General features: G+C 63.8%; 28 protein-coding genes and 2 pseudogenes. 14 read left to right on the top strand and 16 right to left on the bottom strand.

The features are described from left to right. The coding region (locus NKH21_RS13240) for an integrase core domain-containing protein (RefSeq protein WP_352865461.1) at positions 1 to 444 on the top strand (444 nt) is incomplete at its 5' end. Positions 445 to 846: 402 nt separating this feature from the next. On the opposite strand, the gene NKH21_RS13235 is transcribed toward NKH21_RS13240, so the two are convergent. The 8 genes and pseudogenes from NKH21_RS13235 to NKH21_RS13200 all read right to left on the bottom strand — a co-directional run bounded on the left by NKH21_RS13235 (position 847) and on the right by NKH21_RS13200 (position 4,360). Then, positions 847 to 1,053 carry a type IV toxin-antitoxin system AbiEi family antitoxin domain-containing protein gene (locus tag NKH21_RS13235; RefSeq protein ID WP_352865459.1) on the bottom strand — a complete coding sequence of 69 codons (207 nt, stop codon included), beginning with the start codon at positions 1,051 to 1,053 and terminating at the stop codon, positions 847 to 849. A 208-nt stretch (positions 1,054 to 1,261) separates the two neighbouring features. Continuing rightward, positions 1,262 to 1,441 (bottom strand): annotated as a pseudogene (locus tag NKH21_RS13230) (TetR/AcrR family transcriptional regulator); the annotation flags it as partial. Positions 1,442 to 1,504: 63 nt separating this feature from the next. After that, positions 1,505 to 1,750, bottom strand: a complete 246-nt coding sequence (locus NKH21_RS13225; RefSeq protein WP_352468751.1) for a DUF982 domain-containing protein — start codon at positions 1,748 to 1,750, stop codon at positions 1,505 to 1,507. 165 nt (positions 1,751 to 1,915) lie between these two features. Continuing rightward, positions 1,916 to 2,158, bottom strand: a complete 243-nt coding sequence (locus tag NKH21_RS13220; RefSeq protein ID WP_352666034.1) for a DUF982 domain-containing protein — start codon at positions 2,156 to 2,158, stop codon at positions 1,916 to 1,918. After that, the gene (locus tag NKH21_RS13215) at positions 2,079 to 2,339 is read right to left on the bottom strand and encodes a hypothetical protein (RefSeq protein ID WP_352666086.1); all 261 of its coding nucleotides are present in this window, start codon (positions 2,337 to 2,339) and stop codon (positions 2,079 to 2,081) included. The genes NKH21_RS13220 and NKH21_RS13215 overlap by 80 nt, the downstream gene beginning before the upstream one ends. A 172-nt stretch (positions 2,340 to 2,511) precedes the next feature. Continuing rightward, positions 2,512 to 2,961 carry a hypothetical protein gene (locus tag NKH21_RS13210; protein ID WP_352666033.1) on the bottom strand — a complete coding sequence of 150 codons (450 nt, stop codon included), beginning with the start codon at positions 2,959 to 2,961 and terminating at the stop codon, positions 2,512 to 2,514. 220 nt (positions 2,962 to 3,181) lie between these two features. Next, a pseudogene (locus tag NKH21_RS13205) lies at positions 3,182 to 3,460 on the bottom strand (AtaL-like protein); the annotation flags it as partial. Positions 3,461 to 3,496: 36 nt separating this feature from the next. Beyond that, positions 3,497 to 4,360, bottom strand: coding sequence for an SDR family oxidoreductase (locus NKH21_RS13200; RefSeq protein WP_352666032.1), 864 nt, complete (start codon positions 4,358 to 4,360; stop codon positions 3,497 to 3,499). Between the two features lie 104 nt (positions 4,361 to 4,464). Between NKH21_RS13200 and NKH21_RS13195 the strand changes: the two genes are divergently transcribed. From NKH21_RS13195 to NKH21_RS13180, 4 genes are all read left to right on the top strand, one after another. Beyond that, on the top strand, positions 4,465 to 5,355 hold the full coding sequence (locus NKH21_RS13195; RefSeq protein ID WP_352865455.1) for a LysR family transcriptional regulator: 891 nt from the start codon (positions 4,465 to 4,467) through the stop codon (positions 5,353 to 5,355). Positions 5,356 to 5,586: 231 nt separating this feature from the next. Continuing rightward, the gene (locus tag NKH21_RS13190; protein ID WP_352865479.1) at positions 5,587 to 6,072 is read left to right on the top strand and encodes a (2Fe-2S)-binding protein; all 486 of its coding nucleotides are present in this window, start codon (positions 5,587 to 5,589) and stop codon (positions 6,070 to 6,072) included. Beyond that, on the top strand, positions 6,069 to 7,058 hold the full coding sequence (locus NKH21_RS13185; protein WP_352865453.1) for an FAD binding domain-containing protein: 990 nt from the start codon (positions 6,069 to 6,071) through the stop codon (positions 7,056 to 7,058). Before NKH21_RS13190 ends, NKH21_RS13185 begins: the two co-directional genes overlap by 4 nt. Continuing rightward, on the top strand, positions 7,055 to 9,277 hold the full coding sequence (locus NKH21_RS13180; RefSeq protein ID WP_352865451.1) for a xanthine dehydrogenase family protein molybdopterin-binding subunit: 2,223 nt from the start codon (positions 7,055 to 7,057) through the stop codon (positions 9,275 to 9,277). The genes NKH21_RS13185 and NKH21_RS13180 overlap by 4 nt, the downstream gene beginning before the upstream one ends. Here NKH21_RS13180 and NKH21_RS13175 read toward each other — a convergent pair. Beyond that, the gene (locus tag NKH21_RS13175; RefSeq protein WP_352865449.1) at positions 9,255 to 10,454 is read right to left on the bottom strand and encodes an amidohydrolase; all 1,200 of its coding nucleotides are present in this window, start codon (positions 10,452 to 10,454) and stop codon (positions 9,255 to 9,257) included. The two genes, NKH21_RS13180 and NKH21_RS13175, sit on opposite strands and share 23 nt — an antisense overlap. 90 nt (positions 10,455 to 10,544) lie before the next feature. Between NKH21_RS13175 and NKH21_RS13170 the strand changes: the two genes are divergently transcribed. Both NKH21_RS13170 and NKH21_RS13165 read left to right on the top strand, forming a co-directional pair. Further along, positions 10,545 to 11,375, top strand: a complete 831-nt coding sequence (locus NKH21_RS13170; protein ID WP_352865447.1) for an AraC family transcriptional regulator — start codon at positions 10,545 to 10,547, stop codon at positions 11,373 to 11,375. Between the two features lie 68 nt (positions 11,376 to 11,443). Continuing rightward, a complete protein-coding gene (locus tag NKH21_RS13165; RefSeq protein ID WP_352666025.1) occupies positions 11,444 to 11,875 on the top strand; it encodes a cupin domain-containing protein in 432 nt (143 codons plus the stop codon). A 55-nt stretch (positions 11,876 to 11,930) separates the two neighbouring features. Here NKH21_RS13165 and NKH21_RS13160 read toward each other — a convergent pair whose 3' ends face one another. From NKH21_RS13160 to NKH21_RS13145, 4 genes are all read right to left on the bottom strand, one after another. Beyond that, a complete protein-coding gene (locus NKH21_RS13160; protein ID WP_352865445.1) occupies positions 11,931 to 12,377 on the bottom strand; it encodes a nuclear transport factor 2 family protein in 447 nt (148 codons plus the stop codon). Between the two features lie 130 nt (positions 12,378 to 12,507). Next, positions 12,508 to 12,927, bottom strand: coding sequence for a nuclear transport factor 2 family protein (locus tag NKH21_RS13155; RefSeq protein WP_352865442.1), 420 nt, complete (start codon positions 12,925 to 12,927; stop codon positions 12,508 to 12,510). Beyond that, entirely contained in the window at positions 12,893 to 14,041 is a 1,149-nt protein-coding gene (locus tag NKH21_RS13150) for an alpha/beta hydrolase (RefSeq protein WP_352865440.1), read from the bottom strand. The genes NKH21_RS13155 and NKH21_RS13150 overlap by 35 nt, the downstream gene beginning before the upstream one ends. Before the next feature lie 59 nt (positions 14,042 to 14,100). Beyond that, complete coding sequence (locus NKH21_RS13145; protein ID WP_352865438.1) at positions 14,101 to 14,604, bottom strand: nuclear transport factor 2 family protein; 504 nt, start codon at positions 14,602 to 14,604, stop codon at positions 14,101 to 14,103. Between the two features lie 128 nt (positions 14,605 to 14,732). On the opposite strand from NKH21_RS13145, the gene NKH21_RS13140 reads away from it, so the two are divergent. Then, the gene (locus NKH21_RS13140; protein ID WP_352865435.1) at positions 14,733 to 15,641 is read left to right on the top strand and encodes a LysR family transcriptional regulator; all 909 of its coding nucleotides are present in this window, start codon (positions 14,733 to 14,735) and stop codon (positions 15,639 to 15,641) included. 28 nt (positions 15,642 to 15,669) lie between these two features. On the opposite strand, the gene NKH21_RS13135 is transcribed toward NKH21_RS13140, so the two are convergent. Further along, positions 15,670 to 16,125, bottom strand: coding sequence for a carboxymuconolactone decarboxylase family protein (locus NKH21_RS13135; protein ID WP_292662971.1), 456 nt, complete (start codon positions 16,123 to 16,125; stop codon positions 15,670 to 15,672). Between the two features lie 239 nt (positions 16,126 to 16,364). On the opposite strand from NKH21_RS13135, the gene NKH21_RS13130 reads away from it, so the two are divergent. Both NKH21_RS13130 and NKH21_RS13125 read left to right on the top strand, forming a co-directional pair. Further along, entirely contained in the window at positions 16,365 to 17,123 is a 759-nt protein-coding gene (locus NKH21_RS13130) for a copper homeostasis protein CutC (protein ID WP_352865432.1), read from the top strand. Between the two features lie 22 nt (positions 17,124 to 17,145). Further along, positions 17,146 to 17,643 (top strand): GNAT family N-acetyltransferase, encoded by a 498-nt coding sequence (locus tag NKH21_RS13125; RefSeq protein WP_352865429.1) that lies wholly within the window; start codon positions 17,146 to 17,148, stop codon positions 17,641 to 17,643. Between the two features lie 19 nt (positions 17,644 to 17,662). Here NKH21_RS13125 and NKH21_RS13120 read toward each other — a convergent pair whose 3' ends face one another. Next, positions 17,663 to 18,685 (bottom strand): acyltransferase family protein, encoded by a 1,023-nt coding sequence (locus NKH21_RS13120; protein WP_352865426.1) that lies wholly within the window; start codon positions 18,683 to 18,685, stop codon positions 17,663 to 17,665. Positions 18,686 to 19,055: 370 nt separating this feature from the next. On the opposite strand from NKH21_RS13120, the gene NKH21_RS13115 reads away from it, so the two are divergent. Genes NKH21_RS13115 through NKH21_RS13100 form a run of 4 tightly spaced genes read left to right on the top strand, consistent with a single transcriptional unit; the run spans position 19,056 to position 21,980 of the window. Beyond that, the gene (locus tag NKH21_RS13115; RefSeq protein WP_352865423.1) at positions 19,056 to 19,766 is read left to right on the top strand and encodes a fumarylacetoacetate hydrolase family protein; all 711 of its coding nucleotides are present in this window, start codon (positions 19,056 to 19,058) and stop codon (positions 19,764 to 19,766) included. Further along, a complete protein-coding gene (gene maiA / locus NKH21_RS13110; protein ID WP_352865420.1) occupies positions 19,763 to 20,413 on the top strand; it encodes a maleylacetoacetate isomerase in 651 nt (216 codons plus the stop codon). The genes NKH21_RS13115 and maiA overlap by 4 nt, the downstream gene beginning before the upstream one ends. Beyond that, positions 20,403 to 20,879 carry a DUF4262 domain-containing protein gene (locus NKH21_RS13105; protein WP_352865417.1) on the top strand — a complete coding sequence of 159 codons (477 nt, stop codon included), beginning with the start codon at positions 20,403 to 20,405 and terminating at the stop codon, positions 20,877 to 20,879. Before maiA ends, NKH21_RS13105 begins: the two co-directional genes overlap by 11 nt. A 60-nt stretch (positions 20,880 to 20,939) precedes the next feature. Beyond that, on the top strand, positions 20,940 to 21,980 hold the full coding sequence (locus NKH21_RS13100; RefSeq protein WP_352865414.1) for a zinc-dependent alcohol dehydrogenase family protein: 1,041 nt from the start codon (positions 20,940 to 20,942) through the stop codon (positions 21,978 to 21,980). A 19-nt stretch (positions 21,981 to 21,999) separates the two neighbouring features. Here NKH21_RS13100 and NKH21_RS13095 read toward each other — a convergent pair whose 3' ends face one another. After that, positions 22,000 to 22,893 (bottom strand): LysR family transcriptional regulator, encoded by an 894-nt coding sequence (locus NKH21_RS13095; RefSeq protein ID WP_352666012.1) that lies wholly within the window; start codon positions 22,891 to 22,893, stop codon positions 22,000 to 22,002. Between the last annotated feature and the right edge of the window lie 47 nt (positions 22,894 to 22,940).

Here is a 22,940-nt window from a genome sequence, read left to right as displayed (position 1 = left end):
GCCCGCGAATTGGACCGGCTCATCACCGAGCGCGGCCGGCCGAGGATGATCGTCAGCGACAATGGCAGCGAGTTCACCTCGAACGCCATCCTCTCCTGGGCGGATCAGAACCGCGTCGAATGGCATTACATTGCGCCCGGCAAGCCGATGCAGAATGGCTTCATCGAGAGCTTCAACGGCCGATTGCGCGATGAACTGCTCAACGAGACGCTGTTTACCTCGCTGGCTCAGGCGCGCGTCGCCATCGCCCTGTGGCACGCCGACTACAACACCGCGCGGCCGCACTCCCAAATCGCCTGGCAGACCCCGGCCGAGTTCGCCAGCACCTTTAATCCGCGACGGTCGCTCGCGCTGCGCTATGCCAAAGGCTCCGCGCCAGCGCCCGTCGCTTCACCGGCCCAGCAGGGCACAACCCACGCCGGAAACGAACTCAAAACTGGATAGAAACTGGGGGCAACGTCAGCTGGTCAAGCGCGCGCACTGTGACGTACAACTGGGCGACAGAGCGTCCACGGACTGTCCAACGCGAGCTGCTTATCCCGGCGGAACATTGGTGGGGCGATCGGAAATCGGTGCCTGGACCAAGCCCAAGTGAAGGCTCCCGGCTTCGTATGAGCCGCCAGTCCGCTTTCGGCATAGCGGCCACTTCATGACTGACGACGGATGACTGCTTCTGGCCCAAGACCCGACGGGTCAAGCGGCCTTCTGAAGGACGGCACGAGGGCGGCCGTAACCTGCGCCCAATCGACGCCTCCGCGAAGGCCGGATTGGGAGGTCATCGAAGCGGCGCGATCCTATGGCGCATTCGGCCCGGCCTGAAGGTCAGGCCGCCTTCAACGCAGTGGCTCAACACCGGCCATAGCCGACCTTCACGAGCAGCCCTTCCTCGCGCATCCGGGAGAGATAGCACCGTGGGATACCGATGTCGGTGAGATCGCGGGTCCGCACCTCGCCGCGCTCTCGCGCCAGAGCAACGGCGCGATCCCGGAGCGATGGCGGCCGCCCACCTGCAAGGCGTAGTGCTTCTGCGCGGTCACGATCACGTTTTCGCACTTGATGCGGCTGTTGCGCGTGTCGGTGGAGCGCTATGGCGAACTCGTATTTCGCTGCTTCGTCGGTCCCGGGGAGCCACCGCCTTTTGTACGCTAAGGCGCGCTAGAACCAGCCGCGGCGCGCCCAGACTGCAATGCTGGCCGGGGAACGAGCGACATCGTCGGGAACAAGTCCCGTCTCATAAATCAGCACAACAGGTCTGCCGGGGCTAACTAGCTGACACTTGGTTGATCCCGGCATCAACCCAGGAACGTGTCTGTTCCAGCACCTCATCGGAAAACGCTGGGTCGTCAATCGCCCGGGCGAGGATCACTGCCCCCACCATCGCCGCAAAGCTTCCGATCGCCGCGCGGCGCCTGTCTGCCGCATCCAGTTCCGGGAACGCCCTACCGGATGCTTACGGTCTTGACGTTGACCGGAGGGGAGAACCAATGGGTAGCCATGACACCTACTACTCAGGGGAGAGATACATCTTGGCCTCCTTAGCGGCAGCCTCAAATGCCTTTCGTATCACGTGAGGGTCAATCGGATCGCCCTCCACAGCCGACAGGCAGAGGGTCACCGCCTTGTGCCAGCAAGGTCCTCTCCGGGTCCACGTCTTTAGCTGCTCAAGGGCTGCCCTCGCATTGTTGCAGCCATGCCTATCACCGGACGCAGTCCTTACGAACACAGGAGGGACGAACCAATGGGTTGCCATGAGGGGAATCTAGAGCGGGACGAGCCTGCCGACCAACCCAGTTGTAGCCCGCAATAATGGAACAACGCAGGCGCTCAGTAGTTTAGAAATCGCAGCGGTCGATTCTTCGTGGATGCAGCCGCGTGCTGGGTCCGTCGCCTTTCTCACGAGCGGCGGGCCTCCACCTTATGGAGGGACTAACGTCCCCTGCTCCTTAGCGGCAGCCAGGAATGCCTTGCGGGCCTCCTCGGGTGCCATCTGGTCGGAAATCACGGCGATGCAAACGCGCACCGCGAGGTCCCACTGAAGGCCATGGTTGGTCCACTTCAGGAGTTCCTCAGCGGCTGCTTCAGCGTTGCTGACCTTGCGCGTCGAACCGCGACCCTCGGTCCTTACAGGGACCGGCGGGGAGAACCAATGGAGCGCCATGCAGCCACTCTTTGTCGGCCCGATCAAGTTCCTGCAGCAAATGCTTTTGCTCAGCCGGCAGCTCCTGTTCTACAGGCAGATTTAGCATGGCGCGAAGGTAATTGCGGATTACCTCTGAAGTGATCCACCGCCGCACAACTTCGGCAACAACTTCCTGTCTGGCTTTATCGATTTCGACCACGTTCAGGCCTACATGCTTAATAGGGCCGAACCCCCTCGCAAGCGGATTTGTTCCTTAGAGGGCGGGGAATGTTTGGTACAAAACCCAAGGGGTGATCGGATAACTGGCTCGCGCGAGGCCCCCGTACGTACCCCCCTCCGTTTCCCTTACGGCGCTGGTGGGCACAGCCTTGCTATGTACCCTTGGCAGCGTCCTCGATCAGGTCGGCTATTAAGGTGCGGACCCGTAGGTCGGACCTATCCCCTATGTTTCCCACATCTTTGGTCACCATCCCCGGCGAAGATACGGACACCGCCCCGCTCACCTTAACGTTGACCGTAAAGGTTCTTCTAGGCGCCTTCTCCAATTCTCGCTTCCTGTAGATCTGGAAACGAATCGACGGGGTTAAAGCTTTGACCTGCCGGCGTGGCGCGGTGTCTATGTCGACAGCCACCTCGCCTGCCACGTCAGCCTTGGCCGCCTCCAGCGATGCAATCACGACGTCGTTTAGCCAGGCCTTTGCTTGCTCGCTGAAGTCCGCCATGGGGGCATCTCGCTTCCCCATCTCCGCGCCGCCGACGGGCTTCTCCTGCTGACGGCGAGCTTCCTTCCCGCGCTCAAGGGCTTCTTTAAACTTTGCCATCCCTGTTGCTCCGATTTATCATCAGGCCACCCCCGTCAGATCGGCTATGGCGCCCTCCCATTCACTAGAACGCGCGTAGTCGGGGTACGTTGCGTTGGGGAGCCTTTGGGTTCGCCGCTATTCAGCGTCACGGGGCGCGGCCGATGGACAGCGAAGCAGGTTTCGAGGGTGCTGGAGAGGGTATCGGGCTGATTGTTTGACGGACTGGCTTTGCGAAGGCGATCTCCGCCCCTTCGCGCGGACCGGTCGCCTGGAAGAAGGTGACCTTGCTTTCCGGCTCGAGCGTGACGATCTCGCGCAGATCAGCACCGGCGAGCGTAGCTTCGCGCACGAAGTGGGTCGCGCTCTCCTCCACGACGTCGCAACGGGTGCAGAGGCCTGCGGGCAGGAACAGTCTGGCGTCGCGCGCCTTGAGTTCGAGGCCTTGCCATATCTGCGCACGGGTCAGCCTGGTCTCGCCGCCGGGATTCACCGGAACGGTAGCGCTCGAGTAGATCATGATGTGTCTCCTGGACAGAAGGTCGGTGATGGGGACTCAGCCGGCAATTGCGGCCGCATAGTCGCGATAGGAGCGCAACGGCCGGCCCAGCAGCGCGGTCAGCCGATCGACATCGCCGGCATCGGGGACCATGCCGTCCGTGAGGAAGCGCTCCGCCATCAGGCGCATGTCGAGCGCCATCCAGCTCGGCATGAACTGTCGCAGGTTCTGCTCGAACCCGGCGGTGTCGTCGCCCGGATACGCGATCTTGCGTCCCAGGACGTCTGTCCAGATGGCCGCGACATCCGCGCCGGTCAGCGTGTCGGGGCCGACCAGGTTGATGCGGTCGAACGGCAGCGGCGCGGCGGCCTGCTCGCGGCGGATGAGTTCGATCGCAGCGATCTCGCCGATGTCCCGCGCGTCGATCATGGCGACACCCTTGGCTCCGATCGGCATCGGATAGATGCCGTAGCCGGTCACCACGTCCTTGATCGTGATGTCGTTGTTCATGAAGTAGGCGGGCCGCAGGATGGTGGCGTTGAGCCCCATCTGCTCGATCATCCGCTCGACGCCGAACTTGCCCGCAAAATGCGGCACGTTGACGTAGAGGTCGCTGTGGATCACCGACAGGTAGACGATCCGCTCGATGCCGGCCTCGCGGGCAACGGCAAGCGTTACGAGAGCCTGGGTGTATTCGTCGGCCACCACCGCGTTCAGCAGGAAAAGGGTGGAGACGCCGGAGAACGCCTTGCGCAGGGAATCGACGTCGAGCAGGTCGCCCTGCACGACATCTACGCCAGCGGGGAAGTCGGCTTTGGATGGATCGCGAACCAAAGCGCGCACATTGGCGCCACGCTTCACGAGCTGTTCGACTACGTTGCGGCCGACATTGCCGGTCGCGCCGGTAACGAGAATGGTCATGGGGTTACTCCTGAGTTGAGCCGGATGGCATCCCAGAAAATTAGTGATCCACATTTGTGCCGGTAGGCGTTATATCTGGACACACCGTCTCACTGGTGGAACACATGGATCTACTTGCCCTTGCTGATTTCAATCTGGTCGCCCGCCATGGGGGCTTCGGCAAAGCCGCGCGTGCTGCCGGGCGCCCGAAGGCCACCTTGTCCCGACGCGTGGCGGAGCTGGAGGCGAGTCTCGACTTACGGCTGTTTGAGCGCGGCGCGCGCGCGTTGAAGCTGACGGAAGAAGGACGTGCGCTTTTCGAGCGCGCCGGCCGGTTGCTGTCCGAGCTCGAAGAGACCGCGGCGGCAATCGCCTCAGGCGGCGAAAGGCCGCGAGGCAGGTTGCGGATCAGCGCCCCAGTGCTGTTCTCACAGACCGCGATGGGGAAGATCGCTGCCGGCTTCGCCCTGAAATACCCGGAGGTAAGGCTCGAGGTCACGACGGAAGACCGCGCCGTCGACATGATCGAAGAGGGATTTGATCTGGTGATCCGGGTCAACCCGGATCCGGATGAGAGCCTCGTCGGGCGAGCCTTTCTGCGTGATCGACTGGTGGTCGTGGCAAGTCCTCACCTCGCCCGGCCGGCGGAGGGTCTGGCGACCCCGGCCGTCATGCGTTCGACAACCGATCGAAGGGCTTGGGACGTGAAGACGCCCGCTGGCCGGTCAACAATCGCGATCGAGCCGGTCCTTGCGCTGTCGTCACTCATCATGGTCCGGGATGCGGTGCGGGCGGGCGTCGGCGCGGCACGCCTGCCGGTGTCGCTGGTGAGCCATGATCTGGCGGACGGAACGCTGGTACATTGGGGGGATCTCGATCGACCCGACATCGCCCTGTGGACACTCTATCCCTCTCGGCGGCTGCTGAGCGCCCGCGTCTCCGCATTCATTGACCATCTGAAGCAGGCCTTTCCGATGGGAACGCCTGACGAGCTGGCCGCCTATATCGGCAAATGACGCCGGGAAGCTGGTTAACCCAGCTGAGGCCTTACTCCAGGGTTGGGGGATCGAGCGGTCATTGGTCGTGCAAGCCCTTCCACCGCAAATCATAAACGCGCGTTTTTTGCTTTCTGCGCACGACAGCGCCTTTTCCCTAAAATCGATCGCCCTATTTCGCCTCGACAGGTGGGCGGCTGCTTGCTGGACGAGTCCTTGCGGCGAGTACGGCATGTGCTTCGAGGTAACCCCATGGACTTCCACGATCGGCACCTATTGCGGTTGCGGGTGAACGGAGAGGACCACAGCCTTTCCGATCTCGATCCTCGCGTCACGCTGCTCGACCTGCTGCGCGAGCGGCTTCATCTGACCGGAACGAAGAAGGGATGCAATTTCGGCGAGTGCGGCGCCTGCACCGTGCATCTCGACGGACGGCGTGTGAATGCCTGCATGATACTCGCCGTGTCCGTGGAGGGACGCGAGGTCACGACGATCGAAGGCCTGGCAGACGGCGACGCGCTTCATCCCGTGCAGCAGGCGTTCATCGATCATGATGGTTTCCAGTGCGGATTCTGCACGCCCGGCCAGGTGATGTCGGCGGCGGCGTTGATAGAGGAGGGACATACCGGCTCCGATGCCGAGATCCGCGAGTGGATGAGCGGCAATCTGTGCCGCTGCTCGGCCTATCCGCAAATCGTCGAGGCGGTGCGCGCAGCGGCCGGGAGGGCGAGCCAATGACCCCGTTCGTCTATGCGCGTGCCGATAGCCTGGGCGAAACGATCGCGGCAGGTGCCGCGCCGGACAGCGCCTTTCTCGCCGGCGGCACCGAATTGCTCAACTGGCTGCGCCTTGGAATTGCGGGGCCGACGCGGATCATCGATATCTCCCGCCTCGACGGGCTGGATCAGATCGAGGCACTGCCCGGCGGCGGCTTGACGATCGGCGCCCTGACGCATCTCAACGATGTAGCGCAGCATGCGCTGGTCATGCGCGACTATCCGGTGTTGAGCCAGGCGATCCTCAACGCCGCGTCGCCGCAACTGAGAAATCTCGCAACGATAGGCGGCAATCTGCTGCAGAAGACGCGCTGTGCCTATTTCCGTGCCGAAGAGCAGCTGCCGTGCAACAAGCGTCAGCTCGGCTCCGGTTGCTCGGCATTGCATGGCATCAACGACAATCACGCAATATTCGGCTGGACCAAGGATTGCGTCGCCACCCAGCCGTCCGACCCGGCGGTGGCGCTGGCAGCACTCGATGCGGTCATCGTCACCGCGCACCGCAGCGGCGGCCGGCGCATTCCGGCAGCCGAATTCCACCTGCTTCCCGACACGCGGCCCGAGGCGGACAATGTGTTGCAGCAAGGCGAACTGATCACGGCAATCGAGCTGCCGGCGCCGGCGCCGCGATCGGCCTACCTCAAGGTGCGCGAGCGCGAATCCTACGAATATGCCATCGTCTCCGCCGCCGCGGTGCTGGAGATGGACGGTCAAACCATCCGTCGGGCTGCCCTGGCGCTGGGATCCGTCGCGCTACGGCCGTGGCGGCTGAGCGCCGCCGAGGAGCAGCTCGCCGGTGCCGAACTCGGCGATCGCGAGGCGTTGAGCACCGCCATCGAGCAATCCTTCGCCGAAGCGCGTCCCTTGTCGCAGAATGCCTACAAGATCGAACTGGCCAAGACCGCCGCTTTGCGGGCGATCGAAAAAGCAGCGAGGATGCCGTCATGATGATCAGCCAGCCTGTTGCCCGCCCTGACGGCGGCGTCAAGGTTACCGGCCGCGCCCGCTATGCGGCCGACTATTTTGCTCCCGATCTGCTCCATGCAGTGCTGGTGACCGCGCCAGTTCCCGCCGGCCGCGTGACGTCGATCGTCGTCGACGATGCGCTCGCCGAGGAAGGCGTCGTGCGTGTGCTCACGCATGAGGACATGCCCAAATTCGGCCGGTTCGCATCGCCGAGGGCCGAGCCCGATACGCAGATGCAGCAGGCCGAAGGTCCGCCGGCGGCGCAGAGCTTCATGCCCATGCAGAGCAACGAGATACGTCACGAGGGCCAGCCGCTTGCCATTGTGCTGGGCGAGACGCTGGAGGCGGCGGAAGCCGGCGCCCGCCGCGTCGCATTGCGCTACGAGTTCGCCGAGCCGGAATTGCCGGCACCGCCGGAGTGGACGGCAATCGACAAGGCTGCGGTCGTGCCGAGGGAGAGCGGCTTCCTGTTCCTGGAGCCGACGTTTACGAAGGGCGAGGTCGACCGCGGGCTTAGCGACGCGGCCGCCACGGTCGAAGCCGTCTACCTGCAGCCGTCGCGCCATCACAACGCCATGGAGCCCTCGGCGACGCTCGCTGAGTGGAACGACGGAGAGCTGACGCTGCACGACGCCACGCAGCACGTCTATGGTGTCCGCCAGGTGCTTGCCGCCCGTTTGAATGTCCCGGCCGAGAAGGTCCGCGTGATTTCCCGCCATACCGGCGGCGGCTTCGGCGGCAAGGGTTGGATCTGGCCGCATCAGGTGCTGGCCGCCGCCGCGGCGCGCATCATGCAGCGCCCGGTCCGGCTGGCGCTCAGCCGCGCCAATGCCTATTCCTGTCTCGGCTACCAGCCGCGCATGGCACAGAAGATCGTGCTGGCGGCGGACAGGTCGGGCAAGCTGACCGCCGTGCAACAGGACGTGGTCAACCTGACCACCGTGAGCGACGATTTCGTCGAGTTCGCCACTGAAGCCTCGAAGGGTCTCTACGCCACGCCGGCCATGCGTCTCAGCCAGCGCGTCGAGCGCGCGAACGTCGCCATGCCGACGGCGCTGCGCGCCCCGGTCGAGGGTCCCGGCACCTGGGCCCTCGAAAGCGCGATGGACGAGCTCGCCCACGGTCTCGGCATCGATCCGCTCGACCTGCGTCTGATCAACCATGCGGACACGGATCCGGCCACCGGCCAGCCCTGGTCATCGAAGAAGCTGCGCGAGGCTTATGAGGAAGGCGCCCGCCTGTTCGGCTGGCGCGAGCGCCCGCGCCAGCCACAACGCGACGGCGATTGGCTGATCGGCTACGGCATGGCGACCTGCAGCATGGGCTGTTTCCGCCACCCGACGCCTGCAGCCGAGGTCAGGCTGCACAGGGACGGCACGGTGCTCATCCGCACCGGCACCCAAGACATCGGAACCGGAACACTCACCATCTTTCCGCAGATCGCAGCCGACGTGCTGGGCCTGCCGATGGAGAAGATCGAATTGGAAATGGGCGATACAGAGCTGCCGGAGGCGGGACCGACTTATGGCTCATCATCGACCATGGGAGTGGGCTCGGCGGTGCTCGCAGCTGCCGAAGATGCGCGTTCGCAGCTTGCCCGTCTCGCCAATCTGCTGCCGGACGAGGTGGAGATGCAGGACGGCAAGATTCGCCGCAGAGGCGCTGCCGGCGGCCAGACGATCGCCGATGTTATGAGCCATACCGACATCGGCGAGATCATCGGCTCCGGCTCGTTCGATCCGGCGCAGCATGGCAAAGGCCTCGCCATGCGCACTTTCGGCGTGATTTTCGTGGAGGTCGGTGTCGATCCGGGGCTCGGCCTGCTCAGGCTTCGTCGCGCCGTTGGCAGCTACAGCGCCGGCCGCATCGTCAATCCCCGCACCGCACACAGCCAGATGACGGGCGGCATCATCTGGGGCTGGGGCATGGCGGCAATGGAGCAGAGCAGGCACGAACCAGTGCTTGGGCGGTTCCTGTCGAAGAACCTTTCCGGAGTCGCCATTCCGGTCAACGCCGACATTCCCGGCGATGTCATAATCCATTTCGTCGACGAGGTAGACGAGCATGCCAGCCCGATCGGCGGCAAAGGCATCGGCGAGCTCGGCGCCACCGGCGTTGCCGCCGCGGTTGCCAACGCCGTCTTCGACGCCACAGGCAAGCGGATCCGGGAGTTGCCGATCACGCCGGAAAAACTGCTGTAGGAGGACCGGCCTGCGGAAGCGTCTGCTCGACGAGGTTGACGTAATAGCGCATCACCGTCGGCACGATCTCGTCGTTGAAGATGTAGCGGTCGCCGTGCAGGCCTTCGCCCGGGCCGACCTCGCCGGCACCGATCCACGCATAACAGCCGCTCGCCTCGCGGATCATGAAAGCGAAATCCTCGCAGCCGAGACTGGGGCTGAACTCGGTCAAGACATTCTCCCGGCCGACGGCGGAGGCGGCGGCCTCGACGGCATGGGCCGTCGCGTCCGCGGTGTTGATCAGCGGCGGATAGCCCTTCCTGTAGTCGAGCCTGGCGTTGAGCGAATGCGCGGCGGCAATGCCTTGTGCGATCTCCCCGATCAGCCTCTCGCAGTGGTCGGAAAGTCCGGGCTCGAAGAAGCGGCAGGTGCCTTGCAGCCAGACCTTGCCCGGCACGATGTTGCCGACATTGCCGCCATGGATCTGCGTGAGGCTGACGACAAGCGCGCTTTGCGGGTCGACCGTGCGGCTGACGATGCGCTGGACGGCTTGCACGAAGGCGCCGGCGGCCAGGATCGGGTCGTCGCCGAGCTGCGGCATCGCGGCATGCGCGCCAAGACCCTCGAAGGTCAGTTCGAAATTATCGACGGCCGCCATTTGCGCACCAGCGCAGGCGGCGATCGTTCCCAGCCTGACGCCCGGCCAGTTGTGGACCGCATAGACCGCCTCGACTGGAAAGCGCTTGAACAGGCCATCCTCGATCATGCGCATGCTGCCACCCTCGTTCTCCTCGGCTGGCTGGAAGATGAAAGTGACGGCGCCGTCGAAGGTGCGCGCCTCGCTGAGCAGTTTGGCGGCGCCGAGCAGCATGGCAGTGTGGCCGTCATGGCCGCAGGCGTGCATCACGCCCTCTCGCCTAGAAGCATAGGCCAAGCCGGTTTTCTCCAGCACCGGAAGCGCGTCGAGCTCGGCGCGAAGGCCGATGGCGCGTGTGCCGCCACCGCTGCGCAGAACACCGACGACGCCGGTGCCGCCGATCCCTTCATGCACCTCGTCGACGCCGAAGGAGCGCAGTTTCTCTGCAACGAAACGCGCCGTTTCGTATTCATTGAATCCGAGCTCCGGATTGGCATGGATATGGTGCCGCCAGCCTATGACCTCTGGTGTCAGCGCGGCGATGGGGTCATTATGCAGCATCATGCCTCCTTTCACGCCGGCAAAGGCGGCGCGGTTTGATCCTGCCAGCCATAGAAGGCCGGACGAGAAGCGTCTTGAACCGGATTGACCATGGCAAGGACAAACCAAGCGGCAGAGACCGGGAAATACTGGCGCCATCCATGCTTCCCCGACCTTGGCCTGTTCGAGGCGCGCTTCACCCGGCACCGCTACGAACTGCACACGCACCCGACCTACGTGATCGCCCTGATCACCTCCGGCTGCGAGCGGATACGCATCGGCCGCCAAAGCGTTCTCGCTCCGGCAGGCACCATTGCCGTGGTCAATCCCGAGGAGTGGCATGACGGCGAACGCGGGGCGGACGAAGGCTGGGCTTACCGGACGTTTTATCCCTCGGTGCCACTGATGACCGCGCTTGCCCGCGAACTCGGCCGCGACGGCGCTCCGGTATTTTCGCGCGCGAGCATCGAAGACAGCAGTCTCGCCGCAGCATTGAAGGCAGCACACCAGGGCTCGACATCCCCGGACACAATGAGGGCCGAGACGTCCCTGCTCGTGGCATTGCGACGGCTGATCGTTCGGCATGGCGACTGGAGCGGGCGCCCCGAGGAGCTCGAAAGCTCCAGATCACAGCGAAGATTTTCGCTCTACCGCGATTTTGTCGAAAGCGAGCTTGGCTCGCAGCTCGACCTCAAGCGGCTTGCCGGCGTGGCTGGCGTGACCCGGTTCCAGGTCATCCGCGACTTCAACAAGACAATCGGCCTGACGCCGGCGGCCTACATCCGCGACCGGCGATTGCGCCGGGCGAGCGCGCTGATCGAACGGGGATTTGGCCTCGCCGACGCCGCTATCGCGGCAGGTTTCGCCGACCAGAGCCATCTTTCCCGTACATTCCGGGCCATGCATGGCATGACGCCGGGCATGTTTAGAAGAGCGGGATAGGCGCTCCTGAACAGACAGCTTGCGCGCCAATGCGTGCTGCGCAATGCTGACGCAGCTCGGGGGGAATCATGCGAAAAATCTTGGCATTGACGCTGCTGCTCGCGGCTGCACTGTTTGCAAATAGGGCCCAGGCGCTGGATGCCAGCGGCACGCCGGTCGTGGTGACCCCACTTGCCTCTCGCACCGAGACCGCGTCCGGCCAGCCGATTACGCTGCCGCAGAAGAACGTGCAGGTCCTGGTCTCGGCCTATCAGATCGCGCCGGGCGCGACCTTGCCGGTCCACAAGCATCCGTTTCCGCGCTATGCCTATGTCGAGGCCGGCACGCTTCAGGTCACCAACGTCGAGACCGGCAAGAGCAACACCTATCAAACAGGTGATTTCATCATCGAGATGATCGGGCAATGGCATCAGGCGACCAATGTCGGCGCCGATCCGGTCAAGCTGCTGGTCATCGACCAGGTCGAAGAAGGTACCAAGAACACCGTGTTGCGCCAGTAGCTGCCACGTCTGAAGACGGAGTCCGTGGCGGATCCAGCACAGCGCGTAACAGACGTCAGAACGCGAACCCCTCCGGCAAATTGTGATTCCAATAGCCTTCCTCGACAAGTTCACTTATGCGCCAGCCCTCGGACGTGCGTACGACGCGGTCGCGATACCACAGCCCTTGGAAGAAGACCTGCCTTTTGCCTTCGCCGAGGTCGACCTCCATCGGGCATGAACAATGCACGCGCGCGCTGGCCTCATCCTCTCGGAGATCCAGAAGGATTGTCGAAATGGCGTGCTGCGAGATCAATATCTTCGAAAGGGCGCCTTTTATGTAAGCAACATGCTCATCCACACTGCTCCTGATTCCACCTGTTACAGTGTCGTCAAGCACAGCATCAGGTGTGAATATTTTGCGATAGGCGTCCCAGTCGCGATCGTCTACCGCGTAGCAATAGCGAACAAGCAGCTGTTCGATCTCGAGCCGATCCGAAACCTCGTGCAATGAAAGGGTCATGTCCTGTCTCCGCGGTTGGCGGCACTAATGCCGCATGCGCCAAGCCTGCCCGACATTTCGATCAAATATTCACGTTGCCGATGCTCCGAGCAACCTCGCCGCGCGACTGGGCATGCGCAAACCCGAACACTCATTTGGCCTCCGCCTTTACCCGGTCGGCAGCGGCGGCCAGCACGGCGCGATCCCCCTCCTCGTACAACCGATGGATGGCAATGGCGTTGACGCGCCAACCTTCCGGCGTCCGCACCAGCCGGTGGAGATAGCTGCCACCGACCGTCCAGAACCGCCCGTCGATCCAGTGGGCGGCGCGGACATGGCTGCGTGCGACCGCGTCATTGCCCGCGCCTTCGACGGTGATGTTGGTGATGAGGTGCTGGGTGGCGTCGAAGCCCGGCAGCAGTCCTTGCCACTGCGCGATCAGCGCGTCGCGGCCGCCGGTCGTGACCTCGCCGCCGAAGAGGCTGGTATAGTCGGTCGTGACACGGGCCGCGAGATAGGATCTGACCCGGTTCCACTCACGCAGATCGGCATAGAGGCCGATCCCGGCCACTGCCTCGGCGATTGCGATCCTGTCTTCGACCGTCAGCGCATCTCCCGATGCGCTCGACGTGGGCGCCGAGACGGCGGAAACCGTCGCAGCGGAAAGCGCCGCGACCAGGACATGCCGACGGGTGACGAAGCTCATTGTTCCGCCCCCCCGCACTGCCCAGCGTCGCGCGGAAGTGCGCGGCGACGGCGTCGCTCGCGGCCTTCACCGGCGCGGCACGATCGTAGAAATCGAATTGGGTGACGTTGTCGAGCCACAGCTCCTGTTTGGAACTGGTCAGCCGCGCGTAAAACTTGTGCGCACCCTGCGGAATGGCTGCCGCCTCGCTATGCACCATCAGAAAGGGCTGGTGCAGGCGCGGGGCAGCCTGGATGGCGTCAAACCTCAGCCAGCCGCGCCAAAAGGCCGGATCGGCCTCGTTGCGCCAGGCCGGGATCATGCCGCGATCGGGTTCGGTGTAGTAAGGCACCTTGAACATGATTGCGCGCTCTTCGGTCAGGCTAGCGGCCGGCAGGAACGCCTGTCTGCCGGTGCGGCGATACGCTGCCTTGGCCGCGTCGCCTGCGGCCTCAAGCCTGGCGATGCCTTCCTTGCCGCCATAGGTCTGCTCGACCACTTCGGCATCCTGCAACCAGGGCGCAACGAGGGCGACCGACTTGATCGCAGCGTTTTCGGCCGCAGCGGTGACCATGTAACCGGAGCTGGCGCAAATGCCGAGCCCGCCGATGTGCTCCTTGTCGGCCTCGGGCCGGCTCGCGAGATAGGCGACGGCTGCTTCGATGTCGGCGGTCTTGGCGTTCGGGTCCTCGTACTGGCGACGTATGCCGCCGCTTTCGCCCCACCCACGAAAATCGAAGGTCAAGGCGACGAAGCCACGATCGGCCATCTCGCGGGCGTAGCGGGCTGGCATCTGTTCCTTCACCGTCATCCAGGCACCGGTCACCACCAGCGCGGGCCGAGGTTTCGCCGTGTCTATATCCTCTGGCAGATAGAGTTCGCCGACGAGCTGCTCACCATGCGAGGAGAATGTGACGCGCTCGACGCGCGGTGCGGCGACGGCATTGGAGGCGGCGAGCGCGGCGGTGATTGCTACGGCAAGTGTCAGGGTTTTAAGCATCGCAAGTCTCCTTTGGCTTGGAGTGAGAAGCGCGGCGCGTTGCGAGAAAGACCGTCGTCTCAGCGCTCGCCAGCCAGTCGGCCGGGCAGTGGCTTCAGCGGGTAATGCGCCCAGTAGAAGGCGTCCGACTGGTACATGTCGGTCAAAAAATTCTGTGCCTCGGCGATCTTGCCGTCCTTGATGCGGAACATCAGCGCGTAGAACTGGTCAATCTCGGGACCTGAGCCGACATTCGACCGGCCGCGATGGACGTCGACGACGAGGTTGCCCTGCGCCTGGAAGAAGATCGGTTCCGCCTTGAATTTGCCCTCGGCCAGGCCGCGGAAAAAGGCGACCACCTCGTCCGGCCCGCGCTTGTCCCCGGCGAGCGGATGATGACCGGGAATGCGCCACACGATGTCGGGCGCGAGGAAGGACCGCACGGCCTCGGGATTGCCGGTCGCGTAAGCTGCGTAATAGTCCTTGATGAGCTGGATGTTGCTGTCCTCCAGCGGCCCGGCGTCCGCCGGGGCGGCAGACACCGCCAGAAGAGCGCCGGTGGCGAGTAAAGCGAGCCTGGTCATCGGTCCTGTCTCCGTGCCCCGTTCGGGTCCTCGCAATAGCGAGATCCGTTCGTCGGACCCAACATGACGCCTTTTGTTCACCGGAAAAACCAGTAGAGTTCGACAGGGCTATTTGGAAAAACCTTACAATGCGCCTCGACCAGTTCAGCGGCATCGTCGCCTTCGTAAAAGTTGCGGAGGCCAGAAGCTTCACCCGCGCCGCGGCCGAGCTCGGCGTCGCTCCGGCCTCGTTGAGCGAGGCGGTCAAGGGGCTCGAGGAGCGTCTGGGGGTGCGGCTGCTCAACCGGACGACCCGCAGCGTTGGCTTGACAGAAGCTGGCGCCCAATACCTCGACCATGTGCGCCCGGCAGCCGAGGATATCCGGGCGGCTGGTGCGGCACTGCGCGAAGCCCGCGACCGTCCCGCCGGCACGCTGCGCCTCAGCCTGCCCTGGATCGCCGCGCCGCTGCTGATCGAACCGCTGATGCGGCCGTTCATGGATGCTTATCCGGAAGTGCGGCTTAGCCTGATCTTCGACGACAGCTTCGTCGACATCGCCGCCGAGGGCTTCGACGCCGGCCTGCGCATCGGCGAGCTTCTCGAGAAAGACATGATAGGCGCGCGCCTGGGCGGGCCCCTGCAGATGGTCGTGGTGGGCAGCCCCGACTATCTGGCGCGCAACGGCACACCGAAGCGGCCGGCCGACCTCGCTGCCCATCGCTGCATCGCATTCGCCCTCACCCGCACCCGCTCGATTTCGCCCTGGGAGTTCACCGTAGAGGGACGCGAAGTCGCATTCACGCCGGACGCATGTCTGGTCGTGAACACGCTTCCGCTGTGCATTACCGCCGCCGCGCAAGGGCTTGGCCTCGCCTTCGCGGTCGGGGGCCTCGCCGCGCAGCTTCTCGCCTCAGGCGCGCTGGTCAAGGTGCTGGAGCCTTTCTGTCCAGCTTACGAACCGCTTCATCTCTATTATCCGAGCCGCCGCCTGGTACCGCCGAAGCTGCGGGCCTTCATCGACTTCGTGCGCGCGAATTCGCACAAGCTGCGGATCTGATGTGGCTTTTGGAGAACCCGGCCCCGTTTCAGCCCCAGGCGCCGACCATCTGCCTGGTGGTTGCGTTGAGCCGGTTGAATGCGTTGATCAGGGCAATCTGGACGACCAGGGCGGCAAGCGCCTTTTCATCATAGTGCCGGGCGGCCTCGTCCCAGACCGCATCCGGCACCGGATCCGGGCGGTCGGCCAACCGGGTTGCCGCCTCGGTCAGCGCCAGCGCGGCGCGCTCGGCATCCGTGAAGTAAGGTGTTTCCCGCCAGGCGGACACGGTGAAGACGCGCTCGTCCTTTTCACCGGCCTTCTTCAATTCGCGCGCATGCATATCGACGCAGAGGCTGCATCCGTTGATCTGGCTGGCGCGCAAATGGACGAGCTTGCGCGTCACATAGGACAGGTCAGCCGTTTCCGTCGACTTGTCCAGCGCCAGCAGCGCCTGCAGGGCGCCGGGAATGAGCATCACGGGGTTTTTCAATCGTGCTTGCATGGTGGTCTCCTTAGGCGTGTTTTTGCCGGCCGGACATTTCAGCTGTCGGTCGGCGGCGCTGTTAACGCAATCAATAACTCATCAGTTATGAATTGACATATAACTTCCCGGTTATGGATGTGTCAAGCGGCAAAATTGAAGGAAGTGGCGCCATGTCGCGTGTTGAGCCAACAGTTCCGGCTTTCATGGCACCAGACCCGATGCTACCGCTGGCCAGCCAAATCATCGACGGATCGCCCATGACCGAACGCCCTCGCCTCCCGCTGATCGAGATCTGCGTCGAAGGCATACACGGCCTGCTGGCCGCGCAAGCCGCTGGCGCCGACCGTGTCGAGCTCTGTGCCAGCCTGATCGAAGGCGGCATCACACCGAGCTTCGGCACGGTGCGCACGGCACTCGAGCTGGCGACGATCCCGTTTCACGTCATCGTGCGGCCGCGCGGCGGCGATTTTCTCTATAGCGAAGCCGAATATCGTTCGATGCTCGCCGATGTCTGCGCGCTTGCCGAGCTCGGCGTCGCCGGTGTCGTTATCGGCTGCCTTAATGCCGACAGCACGATCGACGAACAGCGCATGAGCGAACTGGTGAAGGCGGCGGGGCGATTGAACGTCACCTGCCACCGCGCATTCGACATGACCCGCGATCCGGCCGAGGCGCTCGAGGTGCTGATCCGCTGCAAGGTCGGCCGCGTGCTGACCAGCGGCCAGCGCGACACGGCACTGGAAGGCGCGGACCTGCTCGCCGATCTTGTCAGGCAGGCCGGCGACCGCATCATCATCCTCGGCTGCGGCGGGCTTGATCCCGAGAACATCGGCAAGGTGCGGAGGAAAACCGGGTTGAGCGAAATGCACTTCGCCGCGCTCAAGGACGTGCCGAGCGCCATGCGTTACCGCAACCCGAAAGTCGGCATGGGCGGCACCGACCTCGACCGCGAATACCGCAACACCGTGACCGACGAGGCGGTGGTGGCGGCGACCATCGCCGCTGCCCGGACATGATCCTGGAAGATCGAACAAAAACATGATCGAAACGCATTTGCCGATCGAGCAGGTCTCGCCGCAGGATGAGCCCGTCATCCTCGCGCTCAACAACGAGCATGCGGCGGAATTGTCGTGGCTCGAGCCTGAGCGCCTGTCCTTCCTGCTCGGCGAAGCGTTTTACACGCGCCGCATCGGCACGCTCGAAGCCTTCATCATGACCTTCGACCAGGACGCGAGCTACGACAGCCCGAACTTCCTGTGGTTTCGCGAGCGCTACCCGCGGTTCGTCTATGTCGATCGCGTCGTGGTCGCCGCCGCAGCGCGCGGGCGCGGCCATGCCCGCCGGCTCTACGAGGATTTGTTCGACCAGGCGTCACGCGCGGGCCAGGCGATCGTCACCTGCGAGGTCAATGCCGAGCCACCCAATCCGGCTTCAGACGCCTTCCATGCCGCACTCGGCTTTGTGGAAGTGGGCGACGCGGTAATCCACGGCGGCAAGAAGGCGGTACGGTATTATGCAAGGCGGATCGCCGGCTAAACTGCGGGCGCTGTTCGCCCTACCAATTGCGGTTCAGCCAGGAGCGGGCCGGCTTTTCGATGATGTAGTAGCTGCACAGCGCGCAAGCGAACACCGCCGCCAGCATCAGCCACGGCGAACTGCCTTTTATGTCGACGAATTGATAAAAGGGCTGCTGCCAAAGATAGAGCGAATACGACCACAGCCCAAGCATTGTCATCGGCAAGGAGGATAGAAACCCGGTCAGGTACCGGCTGCTGAAGTCGAGCGAGTTGACGGCGAGCGCCAGCAGCGGCACCGCGACCAGATAGTGGATGGGGGTTGGCACGGCAGCCATGAAAAGGAGCACAGCCACGACTGCGGCTGCCAGGGCGACATGCGGCCCCTTGAGCAGGGCCGGCAGCCTGTCATCGGCCTTGAGCAGGCATATCACCGCCGACAGCAGGATCGAGGCGATGTGCACGTCGGTGCGCCAATAGGTGCCCTCGTAGCCTATTGCGAGCACCCAGTAGGAAATGGCGCCGTTTGCCATGGCCAGCACCGACAATGCGCCGAGCAGCACGATGACCCGGGACCGCCCCGAGACGACGACGCTGATCAGCGCCAGGATGATATAGGCATGCTCTTCGACGCAGAGCGACCAGATATGGTCGAGCGCGCCGGCGCGGGTGACGAGAATTCCGGCATAGTTGTAGGTGAACGTCAACGCCGTCAGCGCCGCCTTCCACTTGAAGGCGATGAATGTGCCGGACAAGGCAACCATCGCGGCGACGACGAAAACCAGCAGTGCCGGGTAGATGCGGGAGAACCGGCGCTTGAAGAATTTCTTCAGCGGATAGTGTTCGACAAACAGGATCTCGGCCATCAGCCGGCCGCTGAGCACGAAGAAGAATTCGACGCCCAGGACGCCGAGATTGATGCCGGGAATGGGGAAGAAATGGCCGATCAGCACCAGCGCGATCGACAGGCCGCGCCAGCCGTCGAGATAGGCAAGCCTGGTTCTTGCCGAGCTGTCGGCGACAGGCCTGGACACGACAAGACGCGTCGCGGAAATATCCGTCATGCCGGTCCCTTCATTGAACCTGCGAAAAGGCGGGCTGGAGGCCGCATTCCTCCTGGTATATTGCAGTGCACCAGAGCTTTGTGCAAGTGCGAGATAACGACACGCCCGAAGTACGGGACGCACAGAAAGCGCCGTCGAGCCCCTTCCCAAAACCAACGGTCGGTAGTCTCAGGCGTTGGCGGCAGGCGCTGCGCGCCATGGCCAGCTTATTGCCAAATAGTACATTGCCATCCTGGCTGGCTAAGCAAAATGTACTCACGATTTCCGCGGCGCCGCGCGGCAGGCCTGCTCTTCCGCCATCCAATGCCTTGCCCGTTTGTCCAAATCGGCCGAATGTGCCGGGGACAGATCCACTGAACAGAGGCAGTGCATGACCGGCTTCGTCCTTCCCCTGCCCGCAACCCCGTCGGTGGCTGTGGTTGGCTCGTCGGAGCGTTTTGCGGTGCGCCGGATCTTCTGCGTCGGCCGCAACTACGCCGCCCATGCCCGCGAGCTCGGCAATGATGAGCGCGACCCGCCCTTCTTCTTCACCAAACCGGGCGACGCGGTGGTCGACGCGGCAGTTGGTTCGGGCACGACGATCCCCTACCCGCCGCTGACCCAAAACCTGCATCACGAAATCGAGCTGGTCGTCGCGATCGGCAGAGCCGGCTTTCGCGTCCCGCGCGAGCGCGCGCTGGACCATGTCTGGGGCTACGGCGTCGGCGTCGACCTGACCCGCCGCGACCTTCAGGACGAGGCGAAAAAGGCGGCAAGGCCGTGGGACTGGTCGAAAGCCTTCGACCGTTCCGCGCCCTGCGGCCCGCTGGTCCCGGCGCAAAAATCCGGTCATCCCGACAAGGGCCGCATTTGGCTCGCCGTCAACGGCGGGATCAGGCAGGATGGCGACCTCGCCGAACTGATCTGGCCGGTTCCCGACATCGTCTCGATTTGCAGCGAGGCGATAGAACTTAAGCCCGGCGACCTGATATTCACCGGCACGCCGGCCGGCGTCGGCGCCGTTGGGCCGGGCGAAAACATCACCGGTGGCGTCGACGGCATCGGCGAAATCGAACTGACCATCGGCCAACCGATCCGATGAGCGACATCGTCCTCCATAACTACTACCGCTCCTCGACCTCTTACCGGGTGCGGATCGCGCTGGAGATGAAGGGCCTGGCCTACGAGTACGTGCCGCATCATTTGCGCCATGGCGAACATCGGGAGCCCGCCTACCTCGCGGTCAATCCGCAAGGGCTGGTGCCGGCGCTGGTCCTCAGCGATGGCACGCTGCTGACGCAATCGCTGGCGATCATCGAATATCTCGACGAGACCACGCCTGAGCCGCCGCTGCTGCCCAAGGATGCGCCTGGCCGCGCTCGCGTCAGAATGCTGGCGCAGATGAGCGCCTGCGACATCCATCCGGTGAACAATCTGCGCGTGCTGACCTCACTGCGCACACTGTTCGGCGCCGGCGATCAGGATGTCGTCAACTGGTTCCGGCACTGGGTCAACGAAGGCTTCCAGCCGCTTGAAAAGATTCTGGCTTCTTCGCCCGAGACCAAGACATTCTGCCATGGCGACACGCCGGGGCTGGCCGACATCTGCCTGATCGCACAGGTCACTAGCAATGCCCGCTTCGGCGTCGACATGACGCCCTACCCGACGATCTCGCGCATCAATGCCGCCTGCATGGCGCTGCCGGCGTTCCAGAAGGCCGCGCCGGAGAACCAGATCGATGCCGAATAGAGAAGCCAAAGATCCAGATGAAGCGAAAACGCTCGCCGACATCGAAGAATATGGCTGCCACATTCTGTATGTGCTGGAAGAGGGCGAGCATCCGCCTTTCAGCTACTCGGTGGGGATAGAGCACAATTTCAATGCTCCTGAACTGGTCGTTGTCGGGCTGAAGCCAGAGCTTTCCCAGTCTGTCATCAACCAATACTGCAGACGGGTGAGCAACGGCGAGATTTTCCGCATCGGGCAGCGATCGTCTGGTTTCATAGGCGGCTTCGACTGTCAGTTCGGCTCGGTCCATGTGGAGCACTACCCTGAACATTTCGGTTGGGACATCTGGTTCTACGACGGCCTGGGCTTCCGGGTTATGCAGCTTATCTATCCTACGACCGAAGGCATCTGGCCGTGGGATACTGAAGCGAGCGAGTGGTTTCGAAAGCGGCAACCGCTTCTCGACACGCCGCCGGCATCAAGCTAACTCCGAACAGCCGCCTGACGAATGCGCCGTTATTGAATTGAAACGTGTGAAAGCCTTGTCATGAAAGCCGTCGTCTTCGAAAAGTTCGGTGAAACGCCGACGATCCAGACCGTTCCCGATCCGGAGCCGGCACCGGAAGGCGTCGTCATCAAGGTCGAGGCGACTGGCCTCTGCCGCAGCGACTGGCATGGCTGGATGGGCCACGACGACGGCATCCGCCTGCCGCATGTGCCGGGCCACGAGCTGGCCGGCGTCGTGGTGGCGGCCGGCAGCCAAGTGACCCGCTGGAAGGGCGGCGAGCGCGTCACCGTGCCGTTTGCCGTCGGCTGCGGCCGCTGCTTCGAATGCACCTCGGGCAACCACCAAGTCTGCGAGCATCAGTTCCAGCCCGGCTTCACCGCCTGGGGATCGTTCGCCGAATATGTCGCGATCGACCATGCCGACACCAATCTCGTGCGCTTGCCCGACGAGATGGAATTCGCCACCGCCGCCAGCCTCGGCTGCCGCTTCGTCACCTCGTTCCGCGCCATCGTCGATCAAGGCCGGGTGACGCCCGGCGAATGGGTGGCCGTGCATGGCTGCGGCGGCGTCGGCCTGTCGGCGATCATGATCGCCAGCGCCATGGGCGCCAATGTCGTCGCCATCGACCTCACCGACGAGAAGCTGGACTTCGCCAAAAAGATCGGCGCGGTGGCGACGATCAATGCGGCAAAGACGCCGAACGTGGTCAAGGCGGTCAAGCAGATCACCAATGGCGGCGCGCATATGTCGATGGACGCGCTCGGCCATCCCAGTACCTCGTTCAACTCGATCGCAAACCTGCGCCGCCGCGGCCGCCATGTGCAGGTCGGCCTGATGCTCGGCGACCATGCCAGGCCGCAGATTCCGATGGACAAGGTGATTGCCTTCGAACTCGAGATCCGCGGCAGCCACGGCATGCAGGCCTTCCGCTACCAGGCGATGATGGAGATGATCGGCACCGGCAAGCTCAAACCCGAACTCCTGGTCGGCAAGAAAATCAGCCTCGAAGAGGCACCGGCCGCATTGATGGCGATGGGCGGCTTCGAAGGCATCGGCATCGGCGTGGTGACCAGATTCTAGATCACGCTCCGAGTCTGGATCAGCGAAACGACGCACAGACCTCCCGCACGCAGGCTCGCAGCCAGCGTTGTGCCGGATCGGCATCGAGCCGCGGATGCCACAGCATCGAAATGGTGACCTCCTCGATATCGACCGGCAACGGGAAGCTGTACATGCCTGCGCGCGCGCCCAGCGTGTGCCGTTCGGGGACGCTGGCGATCAGATCGGAGGCGCGCGCCATGGCGAGCGTGGCCGAGAAGCTGGAAACCATGCATACAATCGTCCGCTGGAGACCGAGCAGTTTCAAAGCCTCGTCGATCGGGCCCTTTTCGCGGCCACGCCGCGAAACGCTGATGTGGCGGCCGGCCGCATAGCGTTCCGGCGTCACAAGGCCCTCGCTCAGTCTATGTCCCGTTCGCACCGCACCGATGAAGCGGTCGCGAAACAGCGCCTGAATGCGCATTTCAGGGCTCGTTTCACTGGCAACCCCGATTTCGAGATCAACCGCCGCGTCACGCAACGACATGTCGTTCTTGTCGGATTTCGGCGCAAAACGCAGCCGCACGCCGGGCGCGTCCGCTTCGATGCGGGCGACAAGACGCGGTGCGAACTCCTCGACGAAACTTTCGTTGGCGCGCAGCGTGAAGACCTTGTCGAGAGCTGACAGGTCCAGAAGCCTGGCAGGACGCAGCAGCGCCTCCGCGTCCTCAACGACGCGGCCCACCTGTTGCTGCAATTCCTGCGCGCGAGGCGTCGGAACCAGGCCGCGGCCGGCCCGGACCAGCAATGGATCGCCTGTCGCTTTCCGCAACCGCGCCAACGTCCGGCTCATCGCCGAGGGACTGAGGCGCAGCCGCCCGGCCGCGCGCGCCACACTGCCCTCGCTCAGCAGCACATCGAGGGCGACAAGCAGATTGAGATCGGGCGACGACATGGAAGGACTATAGCACAGCTCAGCCGTGATGTGGCGTTTCATGCACG

Source organism: Mesorhizobium sp. M1329, from assembly GCF_040318035.1.
Taxonomy (GTDB): Bacteria; Pseudomonadota; Alphaproteobacteria; order Rhizobiales; family Rhizobiaceae; genus Mesorhizobium.
This window is presented reverse-complemented; position numbering and strand designations above follow the sequence as displayed.